We start from the raw sequence: 21,670 nt of genomic DNA, 5'->3' as shown, positions 1-21,670 counted from the left end.
CTCCCACCATTCCCCTTACCTCGACCTTTGCGGCGAGATCCCGCTCGTCGCACGCAGGGAGAACGAACTCTTCCGCTCATGGAATTCGGCCCACACCGCCGCGAGCTCGCCGGTGCGCACAAGCACCTCCGAGCCGACCCGGCTCAGCCGATAGCGCGGGCGCGGGATGGAATTGCGAGGCTGGATGAAACGTTCCACCAGTCCGGACTGGCGCAGCTTCTCCAGCACTCTGCTCAATTGTCTCGGATCCAATTCGGTTTCCGTGAGCAGCTCGGCGAACCCGATTTCCCGCCGCTCGAGCTTCGCCATCACGGTCAACGTCCATTTACCGGAGATCGCCTGTACGACCTCGGTACGGCTTTCCACTGTGGTCATCGATTTCCCCCTGGAAGCTGATCGGGATGCGCGACCGGGGAAGTCCCGCCGCGCACCGAGGTAAGCCACTTGCGGTCCGCGTCCACGTGCACCGGCCGCAGTTCACCCGCGAGGAACAGCGCGCGCATCGCCGAGCGCTGGGCCTTCCCGCTGGTCGTCCGGCGGACCGCACCCGGCCGGACCAGCACGATCGCCTCCGCACGCAAGCCGAACTCATCGGCCAGCTGCGTCCGCAGCCCGCCGGTGATCTCCCGCAGCCTGGCATCGGTGTGCCTGCCACGGACTTCGTGCACGACGACGAGCTGCTCGGCCCGGTGGACCATCCCCGTGTCCTGGGTGACGGTGAACGCGGCGCCCCGCAATCCCTCGAACTCTTCGCGCCCGCTCGCCAGCGCGTGCTCGACGTCGTGCGGGTAGATGTTGCGGCCCCGGATGACCATCAGGTCCTTGATCCGCCCGGTGACGAAAAGTTCACCGTCGCGCAGGAAGCCGAGGTCGCCGGTGCGCAGGAACGTCCGGCCGTTCTCGCCGGGCAGCCGCACGCCGAACGTCGCGGCGGTGGCTTCGGGTGATCGCCAGTAGCCGGGCGACACGGACTGCCCGCTGAGCAGGATCTCGCCGATCACCCCGTCACGCACCGCGATCACGGTCTGTGGCTGGACGATCCGGATCTCGATCGCGGCCGGACGGCCGCAGCCGACGAACCGCTTGACCGCGCCGTCCACCCGGTGGGTCAGCAGCGTCGCTTCGGCCTCGCCGGTCCCGGTGACGAACACCGTCGCTTCGGCCATCCCGAAGGACGGCGTCATGGTGGCCGGGCGGAAACCGGCGGGTCCGCACTGTTCGACGAACGCCTCGACGACGTCGGCCCGGACGGGTTCCGAACCGTTGATGGCGATGTCCCAGCGGGACAGGTCGATCCCGGCCAGCTGTTCGGCGGTGATCCGGCGGGTGCACAGCTCGTAGGCGAAGTCGGGCGCCGACGAGACCTGGATGTCGAACCGGTCGATCATCCGGAGCCACAGATGCGGCCGTTTGAGGAAGGTCGCCGGGCTCATCAGGACACAGGTGGTGCCCGAGAACAGCGCCGGCGTGACCTGACCCAGCAACCCCATGTCGTGATACAGCGGTCCCCACCCGCCGAACCTGGCGTCGTCGCGGATACCGAGTGATCGCCGCGACGTCGCCACGTTGTGCAGCAGGTTGCGGTGGGTGATCATCACCCCCTTCGGTTCCATGGTCGAGCCCGACGTGTACTGGAGCAGGGCCACCGTTTCCGGTTCCGGCGCCGGTTCCGACCACGCTCGTGCGCAGGCGAAGTCGTCGTCCCCGGTCGCGGCACACCGCAGGCCGCCCAGATCCTGTCCGGCCAGCCAGGCCGCGACGTCGTCCCGCCGCGCGCGATCGGTGAGCACCAGGCCGATGCCGGCGTCGCGGATGATTCCCCGAAGCCGGGTCTGCTCGTGGTGATAACGGCCGGGCAGTGGCGCCAGCACGGGAATGCTGCCCGCGTACAGGCATCCGACGAACGCGGCGGGCCCGTCGAGTCCCGGCGGGTACAGCAGAAGCACGCGCTCACCGCTCAGCCCGTCCGCCTGCAGCCTGCCCGCGATACGGCGGGCCTGCTCGTCGAGCCGCCGGTAGGTCCATGCTTCGTAGCCATCCGGCGCTTCGGGATCGTCGACGAAGACCAGCGCGTCACGATCCGGTGTTTCCGCCACCCGCCGCCGGATCAGGGCCACCGCGTTCCGGGCGTTGAGCACCTGAACGTCGATCGGGGCCTTCTCAAGCATTGTTCACTCCCCCTGTTTCGAAGGATCTTCACTCGGGTGCTTCGAGACCCAAGCTCCCCCTTCGGAACCCCGTGGAATGCCCGCCGCCCTCCCCGGCCGCGGGTCGCGACGCCGGCCGAGGCCGGCGTACCCCCTTGCGACTCCCACGTGGTTCGTCCTCTCTGAGACCAGGGTGACAAGCACTACTTCCCGCCGACTCAACGAGGGATCAACGCCGCACTCAGCGGACGTCGCCCACCGCCTTGAGCGAGCTCCGTGCCTGTTCGATCCACTGGTCGGCACCGACTTTGGCGGCGACCCGTTCGGCCTCGGCGTAATGCGCGGCGGCCGTGTCCCACTCGCCGAGGAATCTCGCGAGATCCCCGAGCAACTGGTCGACCGGCCCGAGCACGACAGCGTGGAAATTCCCCCCGACCAGCATGCTCCGGTACGGCAGCAGCAACCCGTACGTCTCGGCGGCACCGGCACGGTCTTCGAGTGCGAGCGTCACCAGCGCGCGCATGCTCACCGCCGTGTCGTAGAAATAGTCCCGCCGGATCGGCGATGCCTGCGCGACAACGGATCTGGCCTCGCTCGCCCGGTCACTGGCGGCCAGGGCGAGCGCATAGCAGCTCGCCGTGATCCCCAGCGGCTTGTACTTGTCCCACATTTCACCCAGCAGCTCGGTCAGCTCGCCGATCCGGCCCTCCACGATCCGGAGGCAGACGATCGCGAGCCAAGCCAGGCTCTGGAACTCCTTGTCGTTGTCCCACGCCGTCGCGTCGTGATCACTGCGGATCGATTCCATGAAGAGCCGCTCAGCGCCCGCGTAGTCCCCGGTGACGGCGCGCAGCCTCGCCTGATGCCACTGGTCCAGCGGGATCATGAGCCGCAGGTCGTTCTGCTGGGCCAGTGCCCTGGCACGTTTCATGTGCAGCTCTGATTCGGGCAGCTCGAGACGGCCGAAGGCGGTGAGCGCGAGCGCGCTGTGCGCGAAGGTCTCGTAGACACCGATCGGTGTCTCGTCGGCCATCGCCAGCAATTCCAGGCCGATCTCGCGTCGCTCGTGCAGTCCGTCGTCGTACCGGAACGTGTAGAAGTACCGGCCGTGCAGGGAAACGGCCAGGATGTCCGGCCTGCCGAGCCGCCTGGCCGCCGCGATGGCCTCGATCGAGGCTTCGGCGCCCCGTTCGCCGCTCTCGCCGTGCAGTTCGAGCGCCAGGGCGGTGAGCAACCTCACCCGCAGTTCACTGTCCTCTTCGGACAGTCGTTTCAACACGTTCTCGATCGCCCTGAGCACGTCTTCACAGCGGCCGCCGTGCAGTCGTCCGGCGCCGAACATGGGCACATCGACGGCGACGATGAGCCGTCCGAGCAGATCCGGGTCCGCGGATTCGCGGAATTCCCTGACCACGGCGGCACGGTAGGCACGCGCCTGCAGGATCTTGCCGTCGAGGGCCAGCGCACGAAGGCGGCGGACGATGAGTTCGAGCCGAAGCTCACCGCCGCCGCCCGGTCTGCTTTCCAGCGCCAGGATCGCCTGTCCCCAGAACCTGGCCGCGCGGGCGAACGCGAACTTGCATTCGGAGATCTCGGCGGCCGTCCTGCTGTAGTGCACGGTCTCGGCGGATCGCGCGTCGGCCTCGGTGTGGTGGTACGCCAGCATCATCGAGTCGTGCGGCTTGATCCGTTCGAGGGCGTCGGCGATCCTGGCGTGGATCCGGGCCCGCCGGACCATCGAGATGTCGGCCAGCAGGGTGTCCCGGATGAGGGCGTGCGCGAACCGCGGCTGCGCCTCGTCGGTCTCGATCAGCAATCCGGCCGCGAGGGTCTCCTCGATCGCGGCGATGGCCGACTCCGGCTCGATGTCGCAGGCCGCGCACAGCAATTCGACATCGATGTCAGGACCGACCACAGCGGCGACACGCAGCACGCTGCGGGTGCCTTCCGGCAGCTTGCCGATCCGCTGGCGCAGGACGTCACGGATCCCGGCGGGTAACGCGGGAACCAGGGGAATCGGCACGCTGAGATCAAGCATCCGGCTCATTTCCCTGACGAACAAAGGGTTTCCACCGGTTCTCGCCGCGATGAGCCCGGCGGCGCCGACGGTGACCTCGGTTTCGTTCATGCCACCGACCAGCTTGGCGATCGCCTGGGTGTCCAGTCCGGCGAGCTCTATCCGGTCGGGCACGTGCCTGGCGAGCGCACCGATGGCGTTGTCGACCCGGCGCTCCCCCTCCCCCGGCCGGTAGAGCACGAGCATGAGCACCCGCGCCCCGGTCAGCAGCTCGGGCAGATGGGTCAGCAGGGCAAGCGTTTCCTCGTCCGCCCAGTGCAGATCGTCCAGGACGATCAGCACCGGCCGCCGCTCCGCGAGGTGACGCAGGTAGTCGGCGACCGCGCAGTGCAGCAGGAACCGGCCTTGGCTGGCGTCCTCCTCGATGGCCGCCATCGCGTCGACGTCCAGCAGCGGCCGCAATCGCTGCCGGGTCACCGGATCCGGCGGGGCCTGCTGAGCCAGCTTGGCCAGCACGCCCGCCCACGCCCAGCCCGCCGGAGCGCCCGCGTTCTCGGAGCTGTGGCCGTCGGTGGTCAGCCAGCCTCGCTGTTTCAGGTGGGACGCGATCTCCGTGGCCAGCGTCGTCTTTCCCATCCCCGCCTCGCCGGTGAGCAACGCGATCATGGGACGGCCCGCCTCCACCGCCGCCGCGTCGCCCAGGAGGTTCTCGACCTCCCATTCGCGGCCCACGAAAAGCTCCCGGCGTTCCGGATGCGCGGCAGTGGCCGCCAGGTCATGGGATGGCCCCAGTTCCCGGCCGGCCGGGGCCTGCCCGGTCACCGGCGGGCCGGCGAGATTCGGTTCCTGCGCCAGGATATCCGCTTCGAGCTGCTGCAAGACGGGACCGAGATCCACGCCGAGCTGGTCGCGGAGCGCGGCACGCCCGCGCCCCAGCGCCGCCAACGCGTCTCCCTGCCTTCCCGACCGGTAAAGCGCGATCGTGAGCAGCCGCCACGCCTCCTCGCGCAGCGGATACTCCCTCGTGAGCACGGTGAGCCCGAGAATGGCCTGCGTGTAGTCGCCGACGGTGATTTGCGCCGCGGCCCGGTTTTCCGTCACGAGCCGGTGCAACTCGCCGAGCCGCTCGACTTCGGTGGCCGCCCAGCCGTAGTTCTCGAATTCGGAATACGAGGGGCCGCGCCAAAGCGAAAGCGCGTCCGACAGTGCGGTCAAGGCCTTCTGCGGCTGATTCTCGGCCATCGCCGCTGTCGCCGAGGCGGCGAGCGCCTCGAACTGCCATGCGTCCACACATTCATCAGGAAGACGCAAGGCGTAGCCAGGTGGCGTGGTCACCAGCACGGCCGATTCCGAACGCGGCGGCCGGTCGGGTTCCAGTACCCGGCGCAAGGACGACAGAATCGTCTGCAAGGTCGCTCCGGAACGGGCGGACGATTCGCCCTGCCACACGTCCTCGACGAGCTGCGACACCGGGACGACAGCACCTTTCGCCGCCACCAGCCTGGCAAGCACCGCCCCCTTCCTCGGTCCGCTGACGCGTACCCGCTCACCACCGACTTCGACTTCCAGTGTTCCCAATACGCAAATTCGGATCATAGTTACCGCGGCATCGAAACAGGGCGACCACAATCGCTCCCCTCGATGACGCCGCGCCCCTCCCTCTGCCCCTGCCGGCACATGATCATCACTCCCGAACCTACCGCCACCCCGACTCGGCCGACCAGGTGGAACTTCACCGGCGCCCTTCGAACCGGAATGGCGAACGGAGCATGATCGACACCCCAGCAGTGTAAGGCGAAAAGGCGAGGGCGGTGGTCAAGTCCGCTGCCACAGTCGACCACGGCCGAGGTCGCCGAGGAGCTTCGCGGCGGCACCGTTTACCGGAAGCGGATCGCGGTCGGAGCGGCCTTGATCCACCGTCTTGCATATTCCGTGGAAGATATCGCGGCCTTCGACGAATACGCCGGAGGAATCGGCTCCGCTGAAACGGATTCCGGATTTCCCGAGCTTCACCGCGGTGGCCGAACTCGCCGGAGACGTGAACCTGAACGAGTACACCCGCCCCAGCTTCACGGCGAACCGCGCCCAGGCCAGGCACGCACCGCGAGCAGACGATCACCGAGGACGACATCTTCCGTCGGAAGCCCACGGCGTCGCTTTGCCGATAATTTAGCCCTTCTTTGTTCGCCTCCCTAGCATTGCCGAAGAAACAGGGAGGAGGTGAACAATGAAAACGAATTCGATCGCTTCCAGGCTTGCCAGTGGCAACCTCCAGCAGCATCTGCATTCCTCGGTCAGTGTCGTCGCCGAGGCGTGCAAGGGTTACGGCGCGTTCTGCAACATCAGCGTGCAAGACTGCTGCGCCCCGTACCGATGCCGCTGGATCCCACCCACCGCGCTTTCGAGCTGCCACTGAGGCTTCCCGCTGACCGGTGCCGCCCCTGGCCGCCTCAGGCAACCGGGGGCGGCACCGCTTTGCGGATCCTTTAGCAGTTCTTTGTTCGCCTCCCTAGCATTGCGTGCCCACGATGACTTCGCCGCCGGAGGTTCTCGATTCATGAAAACAGCCAAAGCCGTTCTTGCCGCCTGCCGATTCGTGGCGTCGGCCAAGAACGAAACCGGCGCCTACCGGATCGAAGAATGGCCACCGGTATCCCGCAAATCGTGGACGCGGAAGATTCACGTCCAGCGGGCGGTCGCCAGGTTGAGGATCGCGCAGCGGAAACAGGTGGGCTTCCTGGATCCGCTGGACGACGCGTTGTTCCTCGCCGCCGGTCTCCGGTCCTTGGGTGTTCCCGCTTCGTTCCACCTAGGCCGCGAACTGCTGCCGTCGATGCCGCCCGCCGGAATCTATGCCTGGGTCGAGTGCGATGGCGAGGTCGTGAGCACGTCGCTCCCCGTGCATCAGTCCTATCTCGAGGTCTACCGCGCGGAGGCACGGTGAACGGGCCGCGGAACACGGCGGAGGTGACTCCCGCGGGCAGGATTCACCGGACCGGCAGCTGGCAGGCGACTCACGGGGTCCGGGTGACACACACCGAAGACCGGCTGGAGCTGAAGGCGGAACTACCCGCCGGCTCGCCGGTGTATTACCGGCTCGATCACGGCAAGCTGACCTGGAGCGGGTCGTTGGACTGCTTCAGTGCCGGGCGGAGGGCGACGCCATCGCCAGGGCAGTTGCTGGCCATCGTGCATGGCATCGCTCCGGCGCCGGACGCCACGACCGTTCCCGCCGTGCACAAGCTCGCGGTGGGCGACGTGATCCGGGTCGACCAGGCGGGGGTGACCGTCACCGAACATCGGCCGGAACTGCCCGCGACCGGCGGCGATGTACTCGGAGCCGTCGCCGCCGCGTTGGACGAGCTGGGAGAGGGCTATGGCATCGCCTACAGTGGCGGCGTTTCCTCTGCTTTCGTCGCGATCGCGGCATTGAAGGCGAAGCATCGGCCCGTCCTGCTGCACGCCGATCTGGGTCCGGCGTTCACCCGGCTGCCGGTTCCCGAAGTCCCCGGACTGTCCGTCCGCAAGGTCCGCATGGACCTGGCCGAGCTGCTGGCCCGCCCGCCGCTCACCGGCACGGAGCCGCCGGTTCCGGACCTCGAGGTCAACCGCCGGATGATCGCCCGGCTGGCAGCCGAATCCGGCACCACGGTCGTGGCCGGTGCGCTGCTGGAGGATCTGCTGTCGAGCCGGTTGGCGGACGTCGATCGGGACAAGGGCGGCCATCGCCTGCTGCAGTGCGAGCCCTTCCACATCGCCGGAACCCTGCCGGACAAGGCCGCGGCGGAAGAGCTGCTCGCACTGGGTTCCGTTCATGAGCCGGAAGACACGGACGTCTCCGGCACGCCGCCGTCGCCCATGCCGGTGGGATCGAGCCGCCTGCCCGGCCTGACCGTGCCGGCCGAAGAGCAGTATCAACTCGTACTGCAGGGAAACCTGGCACTTTGGCAGGCACGTCTGGAGTCGCTCGATCCGGTGCTCGGCCGCGCGGCGACCGGGCTGGCCGAACGCGGGGACGGCGGGGCCATGCTCCCGGCACTGGACGTCCGCGTACTCGCCGCCGCGAACGCGGTGCCCAAGAGCAGCCTCGGCGAGATCCGGCACGGAATGTTCCGGACCCATGTACCACTTCGGAAGGCACTGGACCGAAGTGGCGTCCGCAACCCGCGCCGCGTTTCGCCGGGCTATTGGCTACGGCTCGCGGCCGCCGGTTATCTCCACGCGAATCGGGCCAAGCTCATCACGCGGCTCGATCGCGACTCCCCGCTCGCCGATCTCGGCTTGATCGACGCCCGCCGGGTGGCCGAGGTCCTCGGCGACGGGCTCGAACTGACCGAACACGCACTTCGGTTGCTGCGTTTGACGTGGGTCGACCACTGGTTGAGAGGTAGCGCATGAAGGCGATGCGGTTGCGATTGGCACCGGAGGTCACGCGGACGCGCCTGCCGTTCGGCGGCACCGTGCTGGTCAATGGGGTGACGATGGACCTGGCCGAATGCCAGGAACCACAAAGCGCGATCCTCGACCGCCTGCTGGACCGCTCCGCGTCGGACGCCCCGGCGACGCGTGCTTTCGCCGCCGCCCTGCTCGAAGGCGGATGGCTGATCTGGGAGGACTGTCCCGATGGTGTGGCCTGACGTACTGGTGGCGCTGCTCGCCGGGCCACTGCTGGTGGCCGGAGCGGCGAAGGCGACGGCGCCTGCCGTCGCGCTCTACTGGCCCGTTCATCGCGGCCTGCTGGCCGCGCCGCGGGGGCCGAAGTTGGTGGCCGCGGCCGAACTCGTCACCGCCCTGCTCATGATCTGCGTGCCGGGACGGCAGGCGGCGGTTCTCGCGGCCGTCGCGTTCGGCACGCTCGCCGTCGTGGCGTGGGTACTGCGCGAGCGTGGCTGCGCGTGTTTTGGCGTGGCCAGGCTGGCCGAGGTCGGCCGCGGTCACATCGCCGTCAACGTACTGGCGGCGATCGTCGCCGCCGCCGCGGTCGTGGGTGCTCCGGGAGACCAGGCAAGCCTTCGCAGCGTGGTGGCTGTCGCCTCGGCGGTGACCACCGCCGGTACGGTCCTGATGCTCTCCCGGCGTGCCCGCGGGAAAGAGAACGCGGCGGTCCTGCTCGTGTCCGAACGTACCGAGCCGGTGCACGGCGTGCGCCTCTACACCTCGGAAGACTGCCCATCCTGCGGGGCATTGAAAGCCCTGCTGTCCACAATGGATCAAAGTCGCCGCGACGCGGTCGCCGAGACCAGGCTCGGCGCGGGTGAAACCGCTCCCGGCGCGTTGGCCGGGCTGGGGGTTCCCTGCGCACAGGGCACGAATCGGGCAGGCGAGTTCGTCGGGGAACCGGTCATCGGCATCGGCCCGGTGAAGGCGCTGGTCAACTCGATCACGGTGTCCCGTCATGTCGGCCGGTGAGGTTCGCTGGCGTGAGCGATCGCCGGCAGCGGGCGTCTTCGCCGAGTTCGTCTCCCCTGCCGAACCTTCTCTCGCCGAGACCCATCCGGCAGCCGTGCGCTGGCGAAACCTGCGGCTGGATCCCGACCTCGTAGGGGTGTGCCCGGCCGAGGCGCGGCCGACCCGGATCGAGATCCACGGCGAGGCAGGCACGTCGTGGCGACTGCCGGTGGCCGATCCACTCCCCGCTCCTCTCGCGTGGCATCCGGTCCGCCCGCTGGTCGCCGGTCTCGCCCTGAACGGGCGTCGCGCGTATCCGTGGGTGGCGAACCACGAACTCCGCACCTTCCGGGCTTTCGACCACGTGCGGGCCGCGCTCTCCTGTGTCGAGAACTCTTCGCCGCTGGCCTGGTTCAGTGATCTCCTGACGCTGCTCACGCCCGGCCGGACAAGCCCACCGGAGGAGCCGGCGCACGGGCGTCCGATCGCGGTGGAGGCCAGCGGACCCGGCTTCGTCGACTTCCAGCCGGGAATCGGGGAACTCGCGGCCATCGCATCGGTGCGGGTGACGACGCTGAACATCGACACTGCTGTGCTGACGCCGTTGACGGGCCCGCTACTGCTGAACCGCTTCACGCCGCTCCAGGATTGCCTGTACATCGAGTACGCCGACGCGACATCGGCTTCCGAAGAGCTGTCGTGGCGGGAAGCCACCGTATGGCCGGATGCGCCCGGCACGCTGCGTCCGGCACAGCTGCGGCAACGACCGGAGTTCCGCGCAGGAGTACAAGAGTTTCTCCCCACCGGTCCTGCCGAGATCGGCACCGACGTCTTTCCGGGGCAGCACGCCACCGTGCTGTGGCTGAACGACGTACAGCCCGGTGCTCACTTCAGCGCACCGGGCATGACCGGGCACAAGGTGGTGAACCTCGACCTGTCCCTGCGGTGGCCGTCCGACGCCACCGCCGAGTCATTGCGTGCCCAGATCACCGCGGTGGTCGGCGCCGCACTCGAGAGCCTGGACGGGCCGGTGATCGTCGCGGGCCACAGTTTCGGCGCTACTTTGGCGCTCTACGTCCTGGCGCGTTTCCCGGAATTCCGTGCCGCCATCGCCCACAGCGGGTGCTACAACCGCACGCTGACCCCGGCGGGCTTCCAGCACGAAAAGCGGTCCTACTGGGCCGCGCCCGAGGTATACCGAGAGTTCAGCGCCATCGACTTCGCCGACCGGCTGGACCGGCCGGTGCTTCTGGTACACGGAACCGAGGACGCGAATCCGGCCACGCCCGTCGATCAGGCGGTGCAGTTCTACCGGGCACTCGTGGCCGCCGGCGGGCACGCGCGGTTGGTGCTGCTGCCGCACGAAGACCACACTTTCGTCCGTCGCGAGAACCGCGAGTTCCTCGCCGGTGAGCATCGCTCCTGGATCGAACGGTGGAGCCGGTGTTGAGCCGGGCCGACCTGGTCAGATCCGCGTGCTATGCCGTGCGGCTGGCCTGGCAGGCTGACCGCGGCGGCGTCCTCGTCGTACTCGGCGCGCAGCTGGCAACCTCGGCCGGGCTCGGGGCCGCGCTCCTGCTGCTGGGCGAACTCCTCACCGGACTGACCAAGCTCGGCCTCCCCGATTCCGGCACCGACCTCGGCCAGGTGGTCCCGGCGATACTGGTGCTCGTCGTACTCGGGACAGCCGGAGCCTCGCTGGGGACCTGGAGCGGAGCGCGCCAGCAGATTCTCATGGACCGGGTCGACCGGCACGTCATCGGCCAGGTCCTGCACACCGCGGGCCACGCCGAACTACCGCACTTCGAGGATCCGGAATTCCACGATCGCCTGACGCGCGCCATCTACGCCGCGCGGAACGAACCGGCGACGGTGGTCGTCACGCTCGCGGCCGTCCTGCAGGCGATCCTGGCCACGCTGGCCGTCGCCGGGGCGCTCTGGACGATGGCGTGGTGGCTGCTCCCGCTGATGCTGCTGAGCGTGCTCCCGGTGATCAAGACGGCCGCGGACAAACGCAAGGAACTGTACGGCCTCCACCACGACCTCTCAGAGGACCGCAGACGCCGTGAATACCTCGAAATGCTGCTCACCAGCCGGGACGAGGCCAAGGAGATCCGGGCGCTGGACCTGGCAGGCCACCTTCGGGAGCGCTGGGCAAGCGCGTACGAAGCGGAACTGGGCTCGACCGTCCGCCTGATCCGCACTCACCTGCGGCGGCAACTGCTGGCCAAGCTCGTCAGCAGCCTGCTGGTCTGCGGTGTCGTCAGCCTCGTCTGGTGGTTCGTGACCATCGGTTTGCTTCAGCTCGCGACGGCCGCGGCCGGGATCGCCGGTGTGTGGCTGCTCGCCGGTCGGCTGGAGCAGGCAGGGATCATGCTGAACCACGCCGGCGAAGCGCTCGTCTTCCTGAAGGATCTCAGCACTTTCGGCGCACAGATCGCGGTCCGCGAGGCGGACCTGCCCGGCACGAAGGCCGCAGTCCGCACCCTGACGGCCGAGGACCTGCACTTCACCTACCCCGGTGCCGGAAAGCCGGCTCTCCGCGGCGTCGACATCACCTTGCGGCAAGGCGAAGTGGTCGCACTGGTCGGGCCGAACGGCTCGGGAAAGACCACTCTCGCCAAGCTTCTGGCAGGCTTGTACGAGCCCAGCTCGGGCAAGGTGTGCGGCGACGGCCGCCCCGTACGCGATCTCGCCGAACTACGCCGAAACTGCGCGGTGGTGTTCCAAGACTTCGTTCGCTACAAGCTTTCCGTCGCCGACAACATACGCTTCGGCCGAGTCGGCGACCCCGGCGAAGCTCACCTGGTCGCCGAAGCCGCGCACGCCGCCGGTGCGGCGGAGTTCGTCAGCGAGCTGCCCCAGGACTACGAAACCCTTCTCGGACGGGAGTTCACTGGCGGCACCGATCTGTCCGGCGGCCAATGGCAGAAGCTGGCCATCGCCCGCTCGTTCTACCGGAACGCGCCCATCGTGATCCTGGACGAACCGACGGCCGCTCTCGACCCGCAAGCCGAACGGGAGCTTTCCGAACGTATCCGGGAGCTTTTCGCCGGGCGCGCCGTCCTGCTGGTGTCCCACCGTTTCTCGAACGTCCGCTCCGCCGACCGGATCTATGTCATGGACCGCGGTCGCGTTCGCGAACACGGGTCACACGAAACCTTGATGAACGCGGAAGGCATGTACGCCAGCCTGTTCCTCGCCCAAGCGGGCGGATACCGAGAATAGGATTCCTTCGGCTTGGCGCGCTTGGCCGCGTGGGTCGCAAGTCCGTGAAGGCCTCCTTGAGGGACTCTGAGTCTCTCAAGGAGGCCTTCACGGACTTGTTTGCCTACACCCGACCTGCGCAAGGATGGTGGTTGCGCGGGTACATCCGTTGATCAAGGTCGTGCCGGTCATGCCCTGTGGCGGACAACCTGACGGGGGAAGATTCCGGACGTTGGACGACCGGAATCTTCCCCCGTCGACCACACCGCCATCCCGCACAAGCTCCACTCAGCGGCAAGGCGAAACAAGGCCCGTCTGTGGAGGATTCGGGACGTTCAACGTCCCGAATCCTCCACACTCGACCGCCAGCCGCAGTGGATAAGCAAATACTGGTCCCTCAAGGAGGCCTTCACGGACTTGCGAACACACCTGCGGGAGGGTGGCAGGTGCGTTGGACGAGCAACCCTCGCTCGCCCACACGGCATCGCTACTGTGTTCCCGGAGCCGAGTGAACGCCTAAGCCATTTCTGTCCGTCGGCTGTTCGGCCCGCTCAAGACGACGGCCGTCTGGAAACCGCCGAAGCCGCTCCCCACGCTGAGCACGACGTCGGTGCGCTGCTCGCGGGCCACGAGCGGGACGTAGTCCAGATCGAGGTCCGGGTCCGGTTCCTTCAGGTTGGCGGTCGGCGGCACCACCTGGTTGTCGATCGCCAGCAGGCAGGCGACGACCTCGAGGGCGCCGATCGCGCCCAGCGAGTGCCCGATCATCGATTTGATCGAGCTGACCGGGACGTCGAACGCGTGCGACCCCAGGCTCCGTTTGAACGCCGACGTCTCGTGCCGGTCGTTCTGTTTGGTCGCCGAGCCGTGCGCGTTCACGTAGTCGATCTCGCCGGGGTCTCGTTTCGCGTACCGGAGCGCGGCGTTGATCGCCTCCGACATCTCGCGGCCGTCCGGTTTGAGCCCGGTCATGTGGAAAGCGTTGGTGCGATTGGCGAATCCGTCGATGACGCCGTAGATCTTCGCCCCGCGGCCGCGTGCCGCCTCTTCGCTTTCGAGCGTGACGATCGCCGCGCCCTCGCCGAGCACGAAGCCGTCACGCCGGGCGTCGAACGGCCGGGAGGCGTGCTCGGGGTCGTCCAGATTCGGGGTGGTGGCCCGGATCGCGTCGAACGAGGCCACCGTGATCGGGGAGATCGGCGCTTCGGTGGCGCCGGCGAAGACCACGTCGGCTTCTCCCCGCTGCACCAGCATGGCGCCGTTCCACACCGCGTCCAGCCCCGACGTGCATCCGGTCGAGATCACCGAGGAGGGGCCTTCCGCGCCGACCGCCCAGGCCACCTCGACCCCGAGTGTGCTCGGCACCATGTACCCGTACAACTGGGGTACCGCGTACTCGTGGTCGAGCAGCCACTGCTTGCCGTCGTCGGACAGCACCCGGTACTCGTTCTCGAGCCCCACGGTGCAGCCGACCGCGCTGCCGACGGTGACGCCGACACGTTCGGGCGGGATCGCGCCGGAGTCGAATCCGCTGTCCCGCATGGCTTCCTCCGCGCAGACCACGGCGAACTGGGCGGCCCGGTCCATCCGGCGCACTTCGCGCGGGGTCAGCCCGTTCGCCAGCGGGTCGAAGTCGACCTCGGCGGCGACCTGGGACCGGAACGGCGACGGGTCGAAGTGGGAGATCCGCCTGGTCGCCGTCCGGCCCTCGCTGAGCAGGTCCCAGTACGCCTTCCGGCCGATCGCCCCCGGCGCCACCACGCCGATCCCGGTCACCACCGCCCTCCGGTTCATCGAGCCCCGCCGACCACGGGCTGCGACTCGTGCGGGGCGGGCGGCTCTTCGGTGTCCACGTGGCCCAGTTCCGGTCTCGGCGCGAGCGGGGAGAGGTGGAAGACGTAGTGGGCCTGCTCGGCGCCGTCGTTCACCAGCCGGTGACGCGCGCCGATCGGCACCAGGAGGGAGTCGCCCGCGGCCAGCTCGATCGGCTCGCCGTCCAGGTAGAGCGTGCCCGTGCCGCGGACGAGGTGCAGGAACTCCTCGGAATGCGGGTGGTAGTGCTCGGACACGTACTCACCGGGCTCGAGCCACAGCACCCCGCCGAAGCCGGACGTGCTGGCCACCGTCCGCGGGCTCAGCGTGACCCGCATTTCCCCGCCTCGCCGCCGGTTCGCGGCGACCTCGGTGAAGTGTACTTTGTGGACGGTCACAGTTCCCTCCCGTTCTCGGCCGACCAGACGTAGAACTGCCGGGCCATCGCGTCTTTCGGTTCTTTCCAGTTCGGGTCGTACGGCGACACCAGCGGCAGCAGCTTGGTGTGGATGTCCTGGTACTCGGTGCCGGGCCGGGCGCGGTACAGCCGCGGGGCGATGTCTTCGTCGGCTTCGACGAGGTGGAAGTACAGGTCGTGGAAGCTGAACAGCGTCCGGCGGGAGACGCCGACCTGATGCGGCAGCCCGGTGGCGTCCGACTCCTCGAACACCTCCGCGATCCGGCCGGGGTCCGGTGTCTCGAGTCGCGCCACGATCAGGGTCCGGTGCACGGCGTCCTCCTAGAAGCGGCCTGGGAACTGACGTGATCCGATCTGACACACGGGAGCTGGAATCCGGCTCGAACCTGGCTCACCAGCCGATCAGCCGGTCACCTCGGCGGAAGGTGCCGGTGGGCCCGTCGTCGGGCAGCGTCACCGCGTCGGCGATGGCCACGGCGGACTCCTCGGCCGTCCTGGTCGCCGACGGCATCATCCTGGTCTTGGTCTGACCGGGGTTGACGGCGTTCACCAGCACGCCGGTGCCTTCGGTGTGCGCGGCGAGCATCTGGGTGAGGCCGTTGAGCGCGGCTTTCGACACCGAGTACGCCGGGCAGCCGATGAACAGGCCCGCGGTGAAGGAACCGGTCGCGCTGGAGACGAACACCAGGCGGCCCCAGCCCCGGTCGATCATGACGGGCAGGAAGGCCTGGGCGACCCGCCAGGAGCCGATGAGGTTCACCGACAGGGTGCGCTCGACCAGTTCCGGCGTGACGGTCAGCGGGTCGGCGCCGGTGTCGAGCATCACGCCCGCGTTGGAGACCAGGACGTCCACCTCGGGCAGGGCACGCGCGGCGGCGGCCACGGACACCGGGTCGGTGACGTCCAGCTGGAGGTACCGGACGTCCTCGCCCAGCGCGGCCGCGGTTTCCCGCGCCTGCGCTTCGTCACGGGCGCTTACGACGACCTCGAAACCCCGCCGGTGCAGTTCGGCGGCCACCGCCGCGCCGAGGCCCCGGTTGGCGCCGGTGACCAGGGCGGTGCGGACCTTCGGGCGGCGTTCGTTCAGGGCGGTGCTCGTGCCGTTCATGGGGGCTCCGGATCGCGTCGGCGAAGCTGACGCGTCCGATGCTGGACAGAGCGGCTGGATCGCGGGTCGGCCCCTGGTCGAAGCCGGGGTCAGGCGCCGCCGTCGACCCCGACCTGCTGGGCGGCTTCCAGCTTTTCGATCATCCCGCGCAGCCAGGAGATCTCGGCGCTCGCCATGGTCCGCTGGTAGTCCGTGTCGACGAGGTGGATCGGGTCCAGTGAGCCGCCGAAGTCGGCGAGCCGGGCGTTGACCTCGGCCTCGAACTCGGCGAGGTTCCGCTCGCAGGTCTCGAGCCGCTCGTTCAGCGCGGCCATCGCGTCGGATCGCGAGATCGACGCGATGAACGCCAGCGCGGCCGGGAACTCCGGGTACTCCACGGCGGGGATGCGCAGCATGTCACGCACCCATTCCTTGGACAGCTGGACGCCGCGCTCGGTGGTGCGGAAGACGGTGCGTTCCGGCCGGTTCTCGTGCTTGGTCGTCTCGTGCACGGTGATCAGCCCGTGCCGCTCCAGCCTGCGCATCGTCTGGTAGATGGCGTTCCGCTGGCTGACGTTGATGACGCGGTCCTTCTCCCATTCGAGAATCCGCTGACGCAGCCCGTACGGATGCTTGGGCTCGACGGCGAGCAGAAGCAGGACGGCCATGGCCAGCGGGGAGCGGCGGACCGTCGCCGTGTCTGTTTCCTCGTCCTTCGAGTGTTCGATCACCACCTGATTATAATCATAACAGAAACATTACATCGGACACCGATCCTCCTGGCCGCTCCGGAAATGCCGAGACAGCCGCTTGAGTCTCTCTCCAGCCTCCTGTCACACGGTTTGGGCTCCGCCCCGGACAGCTCACGAGGAGTCCCGATGCCCTTCGCCGCGATCAGCTACGACGTCAAGAACGGGTTCGAGGACGAGCTCGTCGAGGTGTTCGCCGACTTCCGCAGGCCGGACACCTCGAAGGTGCCGTCCGCGGCCCCGGACGGCACACCGAGCCGCATCCTGAGCACCGCCGTGTTCATCCGCGACGGACTGCTGGTGCGCTTCATCGAGTACGAAGGCGACCTCACCGCGATCGCGAAGTTCATGGCCGCCCAGCCCGGTGTCCGCGAGGTCGAACGCAAGCTCAAGCCGTACCTGCGGACGCCCCGTGACACGGACACCGAAGAGGGTTTCGTGCGCACCTTCACGGCCAGCCTGCTCCGCAGTGTCACCCAGCTTTCCCTGCCGAAGGCCGCCGCTTCTTCCTGAACCCACGGCGACACTCCCCGTCCAAGGTCGAACGAAGGAACCAACCATGCAGGAAATCGCTGTACCAGTGCTGATCGTCGGCGCCGGGCCGGTCGGCCTCTCCGCCGCGGCGTTCCTCGGGCGGCACGGGGTGAAAGCGCTCGTCGTCGAGCGGCGAGACGGCACCTCGACCCTGCCGAGGGCGCCCGGCCTCCAGGCCCGCACGATGGAACTGTTCCGCGCGGCGGGCTTCGTCTCGAAGATCCGCGCGCTGGAGATGGGTGACTCGCATCCCTACTTCGAGGGCGGCATCATCCAGACCAGGACGTTCGCCGAAATCGACGACGCGGTGACCCTCGAAGCGCCCTCGCTGGACGGGGAGCACATCAGCCCGGAACGGGTGATGGGCTGCGGGCAGGACCGGTACGAGCGGGTGCTCGCGGGGCTGGTCACCGGCACCGGCGGCACCCTGAAGCACAGCACCAGCCTGGTCTCGTTCAGCCAGGACGCGACCGGGGTGACCGCGGAGCTCGAAGAGAACGGGCAGCCGCTGCGGGTCCGGGCGCGGTATCTGATCGGCGCGGACGGCGCGAACAGCACCACCCGCGGCCTGCTCGGTGTCGAGCGGACCGGGATGGGCACCGTATTCGACGCGATGTCGATCTACTTCCGGGCCCCGGAGCTGGAAACCATGCTGGCCCACCGGAAGTTCATCCTCTGCTACGCGACCGCGGCCCCCGGCACCCTGATGGGACTGTCCCGGCTGCACGGTTGCGACCCCTGGCTGGCGGCGCCGCTGTACTTCCCGGACAAGGGCGAGACGCGCGCGGACTTCACCGACGACCGCTGCCGCGAAATCATCCGCACCGCGTCGGGCAGGCCCGAGATGGACGTCGAGATCATGGCCAAGGTGCCGTGGCGGGGCGCGCAGCTGGTCGCCGAGACCTTCCGCGCCGACCGGATCTTCCTCGCGGGCGACGCCGCGCACGTGCACCCGCCCGCCGGCGGTTTCGGTGCCAACACCGGGATCCACGACGCGCACAACCTCGCGTGGAAGCTGGCGGCGGTGCTGGCCGGGACGGCGGAAGAGCCGCTGCTCGACTCCTACGACGCCGAGCGGCGGCTGGTCGGTGACGCGATGGCGAGCCAGGCCATGGTCCGCAACCGGATCCGCCACGGGCACGCCGACGAAGAGACCGCCGCGAAGATGGTCGACGACGTCATCGTCACCCTCGGCTACCGGTACCGCTCGGCCGCGATCACCGGTGTGCCCGAAGACGCGCCGGTGCTCGCGCCCGAACTCGAACTGACCGGCAGCCCCGGCACCCGTGCGCCGCATTGCTGGCTCGACCGCGACGGCGAACGACTGTCCACGATCGACCTCTACTTCGACGATTTCGTGCTGCTGACGGGTTCCCGTGACAGCGGCTGGCTGGAAGCGGCGGACCGGGCGGGCAAACTGCTCGGCGTGCCGGTGCGCGGCCACGTCCTCGCCGAGGGCGGCGACCTTCGCCCGGAGCAGGGCACTTTCGGTGCCGCGCATGGGGTTCCGGAGCACGGGGCCGTCCTGGTCCGCCCCGACGCCTTCGTGGCGTGGCGCACCGCTGACAGCCCCGCCACCGCCGAAGACGCGTTGCGCGCGGCGCTCGCCGCCGCGACGGGGAGGCCGTGATGGTGTCCCCGGCCGAACCGGAACCCGGTGACCGGCCGGTCACCTTGTTCCGGATGCCGGCCTGGTACTCCAGGTTGTTCTCCGCGGATCTGCTGGAGCGCTTCGGTTTCTACGGTCTGCAAGCGGTTCTGGTGTTGTACGCGGCCGCACCGGTGAGCACGGGCGGGCTGGCCCTCGGCGTCGACGCGGCCGCGCTGTTCGGCGCTTGGATCGCGTTCACCTACATGCTGTCGCTGGCGGGCGGCTGGCTCGGCGACCGGGTGCTCGGCGCCCGGCGGGCGATGCTCACCGGATGCGCGCTGAGCGCCGCGGGGTTCGTCGCGCTGGGCGCGGGACTGCCGGCCGCGGCCGGGCTCGGGCTGCTGGCGGTCGGCAACGCCGTGTTCAAACCGAACCACCAGGCCATGGTCAACCTGATGTTCGGAGACGGCCGGGGCCGGGAGTCCGGTATCTCGCTGATGTTCGTCGCGACCCAGGTCTCCTCCCTGCTCGCCCCGCTGGTCTGTGGCTGGCTCGGCGAACGGGTCTCCTGGTCGGCCGCGTTCCTGCTGTGCGCCGCGGCGATGGCGCTGACCGGCGCGAGGATCGCCACCGCGGCGAACCGGTTCGGGAGCGTCGGCCTCGCCCCGCGCGCCGGGCTCACCCCGGCCGAACGGGGACGGGTGCTCCGCCGGACCGGGCTGGTACTCGGCCTCGCGGCCGTCGCCACGGTGTGCGCCGCGATCGCGGACGTGCTGAGCGTCCGCACCCTCGTCGGCGCGGCGGCGGTACTGCTGCTGGTCGCGACCGTCACGGGTTTCCGTTCGCTGCACCGGAATCCGGCACTCACCGGCGCGGACCGGCGACGGCTCACCGCGTTCCTCACGGTGTTCTGCGGGGCCGCCCTGTTCTGGATGATCTTCGCCTACTCCGGCTCGCTGCTCACCCTGTTCGCCCGCGATCACGTGCGCCGCGACTTCGCCGGTTTCCTCGTCCCGGCGAGCTGGCTGCAGTCGGTGATCCCGCTGTTCACACTGGTGTTCGCCCCCGTGATCGCGCGGCTGCTGCCCCGGCTCGGACGGCGGCACAACGTCGCGGTGAAGTTCGCGATCGGGCTCTGCCTGATCGGCGCCGGTTTCCTGACCATGGCGATCGCCGCGGGCCAGACCGCGGGCGGCGCCAAGGTCTCCCCGCTCTGGCTGGTCGGCGCGTACCTGGTCTCGGCGCTGGGCGAGCTGGTGATCGCGGCGGTCAGCATCGCGGCGACCGCGGATGTCCTGCCGCGTTCGTTCACCGCCAGGATGCTCGGCCTCTACTGGCTTTTCGCCGGTCTCGGCAGTGCGATCGGCGCCGCCCTGCTCCGCCTCCTGCAACTGATCCCGGAGCAGTACTACTACCTCGGCCTCGGCACGGCCGGTGTCCTCACCGGACTGTTGTTCCTGCGAAGCCGCCGCCGCCTGACCACGGCGCTGCGCCACGACCCCGGCGAGTACGAGGTCCCGCGGCCGATCGAGTCTCCCGCTGCTTCGCGCACATTGCAGGACTGACCCCCGCTACCGAACCTCGCGAAAGGACCGACGGATGCACCAAGGACTGGACGGCAAGAAGGTACTGGCGACCGGCGGCACGAAGGGCATCGGCCGCGCGACCGTGCTCGCGTTCGCGGCGGCTGGCGCCTCCGTGGTCACCTGCTACCGCGAAGACGAGGAGGCCGCCGCCTCGCTGGAAAAGGAACTGGAGCGGCTCGGCGGGACGCACCGCGTGGTGCGGGCCGACGTCACGAACGAGACCGGCGCGGCGGCCCTCGCGGCCGCGGCGGCCGAGACGCTGGGCACGGTCGACGTGCTGGTGAACAACGTCGGCGTGGACGGCGTTGTGTCCTTCGCCGAGCTCACCCCCTCCGAATGGCAGCGGGTGATGGATCACAACGTGAACAGCGTCTACCACGTGACCCACGCTGTCACGGGCGCGCTGGCCGACGGCGCTTCGGTGATCACCGTCGGCTCCTCGGTGGCGCTGCGCGGACGGGCGAACGGTGTCCACTACACCACCTCGAAGGCCGCGCTGATCGGTTTCACCCGTGCGCTGTGCAAGGAACTGGGCCCGCGCGGGATCCGCGTCAACGCCGTCGCACCGGGGCTCACCGAGACCGAGCCCGGCGCCGGGCTGCCGCCGGAGGCCGTCGGCCGCATCGTCGGGATGACCGCGCTCGGCCGGATCTGCCAGCCCGACGACGTCGCCGGGGCGGTCCTGTTCCTCGCCGGGGACACGTCGGCCTACATCAGCGGGATCACTCTCAACGTGGACGGAGGAGTCTGATGCCTTACGCGGCCATCTGCTACCGGGTCAAACCGGGCAACGAGGACCGGATCGCGGAGATCTTCGCCGGGTTCCAGCGGATGTCGACGCCACAGGCGCCTGCCGGGAACGGTGACGAAGGCGCCCGTCTGCTCGGCACGGCGGTGTTCGTGCAGGAAGACGTCGTCGTGCGGATCGTGCACTACGAAGGTGACTTCGCCGCGGTGGGCAGGCATGTCGGCGCGCAACGCGGCGTGCACCTCATCGAGGAGGCGCTCGCGCCGTACCTCGTGGAACAGCGCGAGACCGTGACCGAAGAGGGCTTCGCCCGGTACTTCGCCGACGCGACCATGCGCTGTGTTTCCCAGCTTTCGGTCGCCGACCACCCGAACGCACGGTGACCG

21 protein-coding genes are annotated in these 21,670 nt (G+C 68.9%); 12 read left to right on the top strand and 9 right to left on the bottom strand.

What is annotated here, in order from left to right; translation table 11 throughout:
* Positions 1–15: 15 nt before the first annotated feature.
* The 4 genes from AMYAL_RS0125965 to AMYAL_RS0125950 form a co-directional block, all read right to left on the bottom strand.
* A complete protein-coding gene (locus tag AMYAL_RS0125965; protein WP_020634189.1) occupies positions 16–375 on the bottom strand; it encodes a winged helix-turn-helix transcriptional regulator in 360 nt (119 codons plus the stop codon).
* A complete protein-coding gene (locus AMYAL_RS46160; RefSeq protein WP_020634188.1) occupies positions 372–2,168 on the bottom strand; it encodes a fatty acyl-AMP ligase in 1,797 nt (598 codons plus the stop codon). The genes AMYAL_RS0125965 and AMYAL_RS46160 overlap by 4 nt, the downstream gene beginning before the upstream one ends.
* 220 nt (positions 2,169–2,388) lie before the next feature.
* Positions 2,389–5,760 carry an ATP-binding protein gene (locus AMYAL_RS0125955; RefSeq protein WP_063712250.1) on the bottom strand — a complete coding sequence of 1,124 codons (3,372 nt, stop codon included), beginning with the start codon at positions 5,758–5,760 and terminating at the stop codon, positions 2,389–2,391.
* Between the two features lie 219 nt (positions 5,761–5,979).
* Positions 5,980–6,237 carry a hypothetical protein gene (locus AMYAL_RS0125950; RefSeq protein WP_157358216.1) on the bottom strand — a complete coding sequence of 86 codons (258 nt, stop codon included), beginning with the start codon at positions 6,235–6,237 and terminating at the stop codon, positions 5,980–5,982.
* 154 nt (positions 6,238–6,391) lie between these two features.
* On the opposite strand from AMYAL_RS0125950, the gene AMYAL_RS0125945 reads away from it, so the two are divergent.
* The 7 genes from AMYAL_RS0125945 to AMYAL_RS46155 all read left to right on the top strand — a co-directional run bounded on the left by AMYAL_RS0125945 (position 6,392) and on the right by AMYAL_RS46155 (position 12,780).
* On the top strand, positions 6,392–6,580 hold the full coding sequence (locus AMYAL_RS0125945; protein WP_020634185.1) for a hypothetical protein: 189 nt from the start codon (positions 6,392–6,394) through the stop codon (positions 6,578–6,580).
* Between the two features lie 141 nt (positions 6,581–6,721).
* Positions 6,722–7,108, top strand: coding sequence for a lasso peptide biosynthesis protein (locus AMYAL_RS0125940; RefSeq protein ID WP_051137547.1), 387 nt, complete (start codon positions 6,722–6,724; stop codon positions 7,106–7,108).
* 83 nt (positions 7,109–7,191) lie between these two features.
* Positions 7,192–8,562 carry a hypothetical protein gene (locus tag AMYAL_RS0125935; RefSeq protein WP_157358215.1) on the top strand — a complete coding sequence of 457 codons (1,371 nt, stop codon included), beginning with the start codon at positions 7,192–7,194 and terminating at the stop codon, positions 8,560–8,562.
* Positions 8,563–8,573: 11 nt separating this feature from the next.
* The gene (gene adfB / locus AMYAL_RS0125930; RefSeq protein WP_157358214.1) at positions 8,574–8,801 is read left to right on the top strand and encodes an actinodefensin-associated protein B; all 228 of its coding nucleotides are present in this window, start codon (positions 8,574–8,576) and stop codon (positions 8,799–8,801) included.
* Positions 8,788–9,573, top strand: a complete 786-nt coding sequence (locus tag AMYAL_RS0125925) for a hypothetical protein (RefSeq protein WP_020634181.1) — start codon at positions 8,788–8,790, stop codon at positions 9,571–9,573. Before adfB ends, AMYAL_RS0125925 begins: the two co-directional genes overlap by 14 nt.
* Positions 9,560–11,002: an alpha/beta hydrolase family protein gene (locus AMYAL_RS0125920; protein ID WP_020634180.1), complete on the top strand. Its 1,443-nt coding sequence runs from the start codon at positions 9,560–9,562 to the stop codon at positions 11,000–11,002. The genes AMYAL_RS0125925 and AMYAL_RS0125920 overlap by 14 nt, the downstream gene beginning before the upstream one ends.
* Complete coding sequence (locus AMYAL_RS46155) at positions 10,987–12,780, top strand: ABC transporter ATP-binding protein (RefSeq protein ID WP_020634179.1); 1,794 nt, start codon at positions 10,987–10,989, stop codon at positions 12,778–12,780. The genes AMYAL_RS0125920 and AMYAL_RS46155 overlap by 16 nt, the downstream gene beginning before the upstream one ends.
* A 495-nt stretch (positions 12,781–13,275) precedes the next feature.
* On the opposite strand, the gene AMYAL_RS0125910 is transcribed toward AMYAL_RS46155, so the two are convergent.
* The 5 genes from AMYAL_RS0125910 to AMYAL_RS0125890 form a co-directional block, all read right to left on the bottom strand.
* Complete coding sequence (locus AMYAL_RS0125910) at positions 13,276–14,553, bottom strand: beta-ketoacyl-[acyl-carrier-protein] synthase family protein (RefSeq protein WP_026467446.1); 1,278 nt, start codon at positions 14,551–14,553, stop codon at positions 13,276–13,278.
* A complete protein-coding gene (locus tag AMYAL_RS0125905) occupies positions 14,550–14,969 on the bottom strand; it encodes a cupin domain-containing protein (RefSeq protein ID WP_020634177.1) in 420 nt (139 codons plus the stop codon). Before AMYAL_RS0125905 ends, AMYAL_RS0125910 begins: the two co-directional genes overlap by 4 nt.
* Positions 14,966–15,301: a TcmI family type II polyketide cyclase gene (locus tag AMYAL_RS0125900; protein ID WP_020634176.1), complete on the bottom strand. Its 336-nt coding sequence runs from the start codon at positions 15,299–15,301 to the stop codon at positions 14,966–14,968. The genes AMYAL_RS0125905 and AMYAL_RS0125900 overlap by 4 nt, the downstream gene beginning before the upstream one ends.
* A gap of 79 nt (positions 15,302–15,380) precedes the next feature.
* Entirely contained in the window at positions 15,381–16,097 is a 717-nt protein-coding gene (locus AMYAL_RS0125895) for an SDR family NAD(P)-dependent oxidoreductase (protein WP_020634175.1), read from the bottom strand.
* Positions 16,098–16,186: 89 nt separating this feature from the next.
* Entirely contained in the window at positions 16,187–16,807 is a 621-nt protein-coding gene (locus AMYAL_RS0125890; protein ID WP_245193047.1) for a PadR family transcriptional regulator, read from the bottom strand.
* A 147-nt stretch (positions 16,808–16,954) separates the two neighbouring features.
* On the opposite strand from AMYAL_RS0125890, the gene AMYAL_RS0125885 reads away from it, so the two are divergent.
* From AMYAL_RS0125885 to AMYAL_RS0125865, 5 genes are read left to right on the top strand one after another with little or no spacing between them, the layout of a single operon-like run.
* A complete protein-coding gene (locus AMYAL_RS0125885; protein ID WP_020634173.1) occupies positions 16,955–17,338 on the top strand; it encodes a SchA/CurD-like domain-containing protein in 384 nt (127 codons plus the stop codon).
* Between the two features lie 46 nt (positions 17,339–17,384).
* On the top strand, positions 17,385–18,989 hold the full coding sequence (locus AMYAL_RS0125880; RefSeq protein ID WP_039794117.1) for an FAD-dependent monooxygenase: 1,605 nt from the start codon (positions 17,385–17,387) through the stop codon (positions 18,987–18,989).
* Positions 18,989–20,515: a peptide MFS transporter gene (locus tag AMYAL_RS0125875; RefSeq protein ID WP_020634171.1), complete on the top strand. Its 1,527-nt coding sequence runs from the start codon at positions 18,989–18,991 to the stop codon at positions 20,513–20,515. The genes AMYAL_RS0125880 and AMYAL_RS0125875 overlap by 1 nt, the downstream gene beginning before the upstream one ends.
* A gap of 34 nt (positions 20,516–20,549) precedes the next feature.
* Positions 20,550–21,287 (top strand): SDR family NAD(P)-dependent oxidoreductase, encoded by a 738-nt coding sequence (locus AMYAL_RS0125870; protein WP_020634170.1) that lies wholly within the window; start codon positions 20,550–20,552, stop codon positions 21,285–21,287.
* Positions 21,287–21,667, top strand: a complete 381-nt coding sequence (locus tag AMYAL_RS0125865) for a SchA/CurD-like domain-containing protein (RefSeq protein WP_020634169.1) — start codon at positions 21,287–21,289, stop codon at positions 21,665–21,667. Before AMYAL_RS0125870 ends, AMYAL_RS0125865 begins: the two co-directional genes overlap by 1 nt.
* Positions 21,668–21,670 lie beyond the last annotated feature (3 nt).

It is taken from the genome of Amycolatopsis alba DSM 44262 (assembly GCF_000384215.1).
Lineage (GTDB): Bacteria > Actinomycetota > Actinomycetes > Mycobacteriales > Pseudonocardiaceae > Amycolatopsis > Amycolatopsis alba.
Note: the sequence above shows the minus strand (reverse complement) of the source record. Positions and strands in the feature narration are given on the sequence as shown.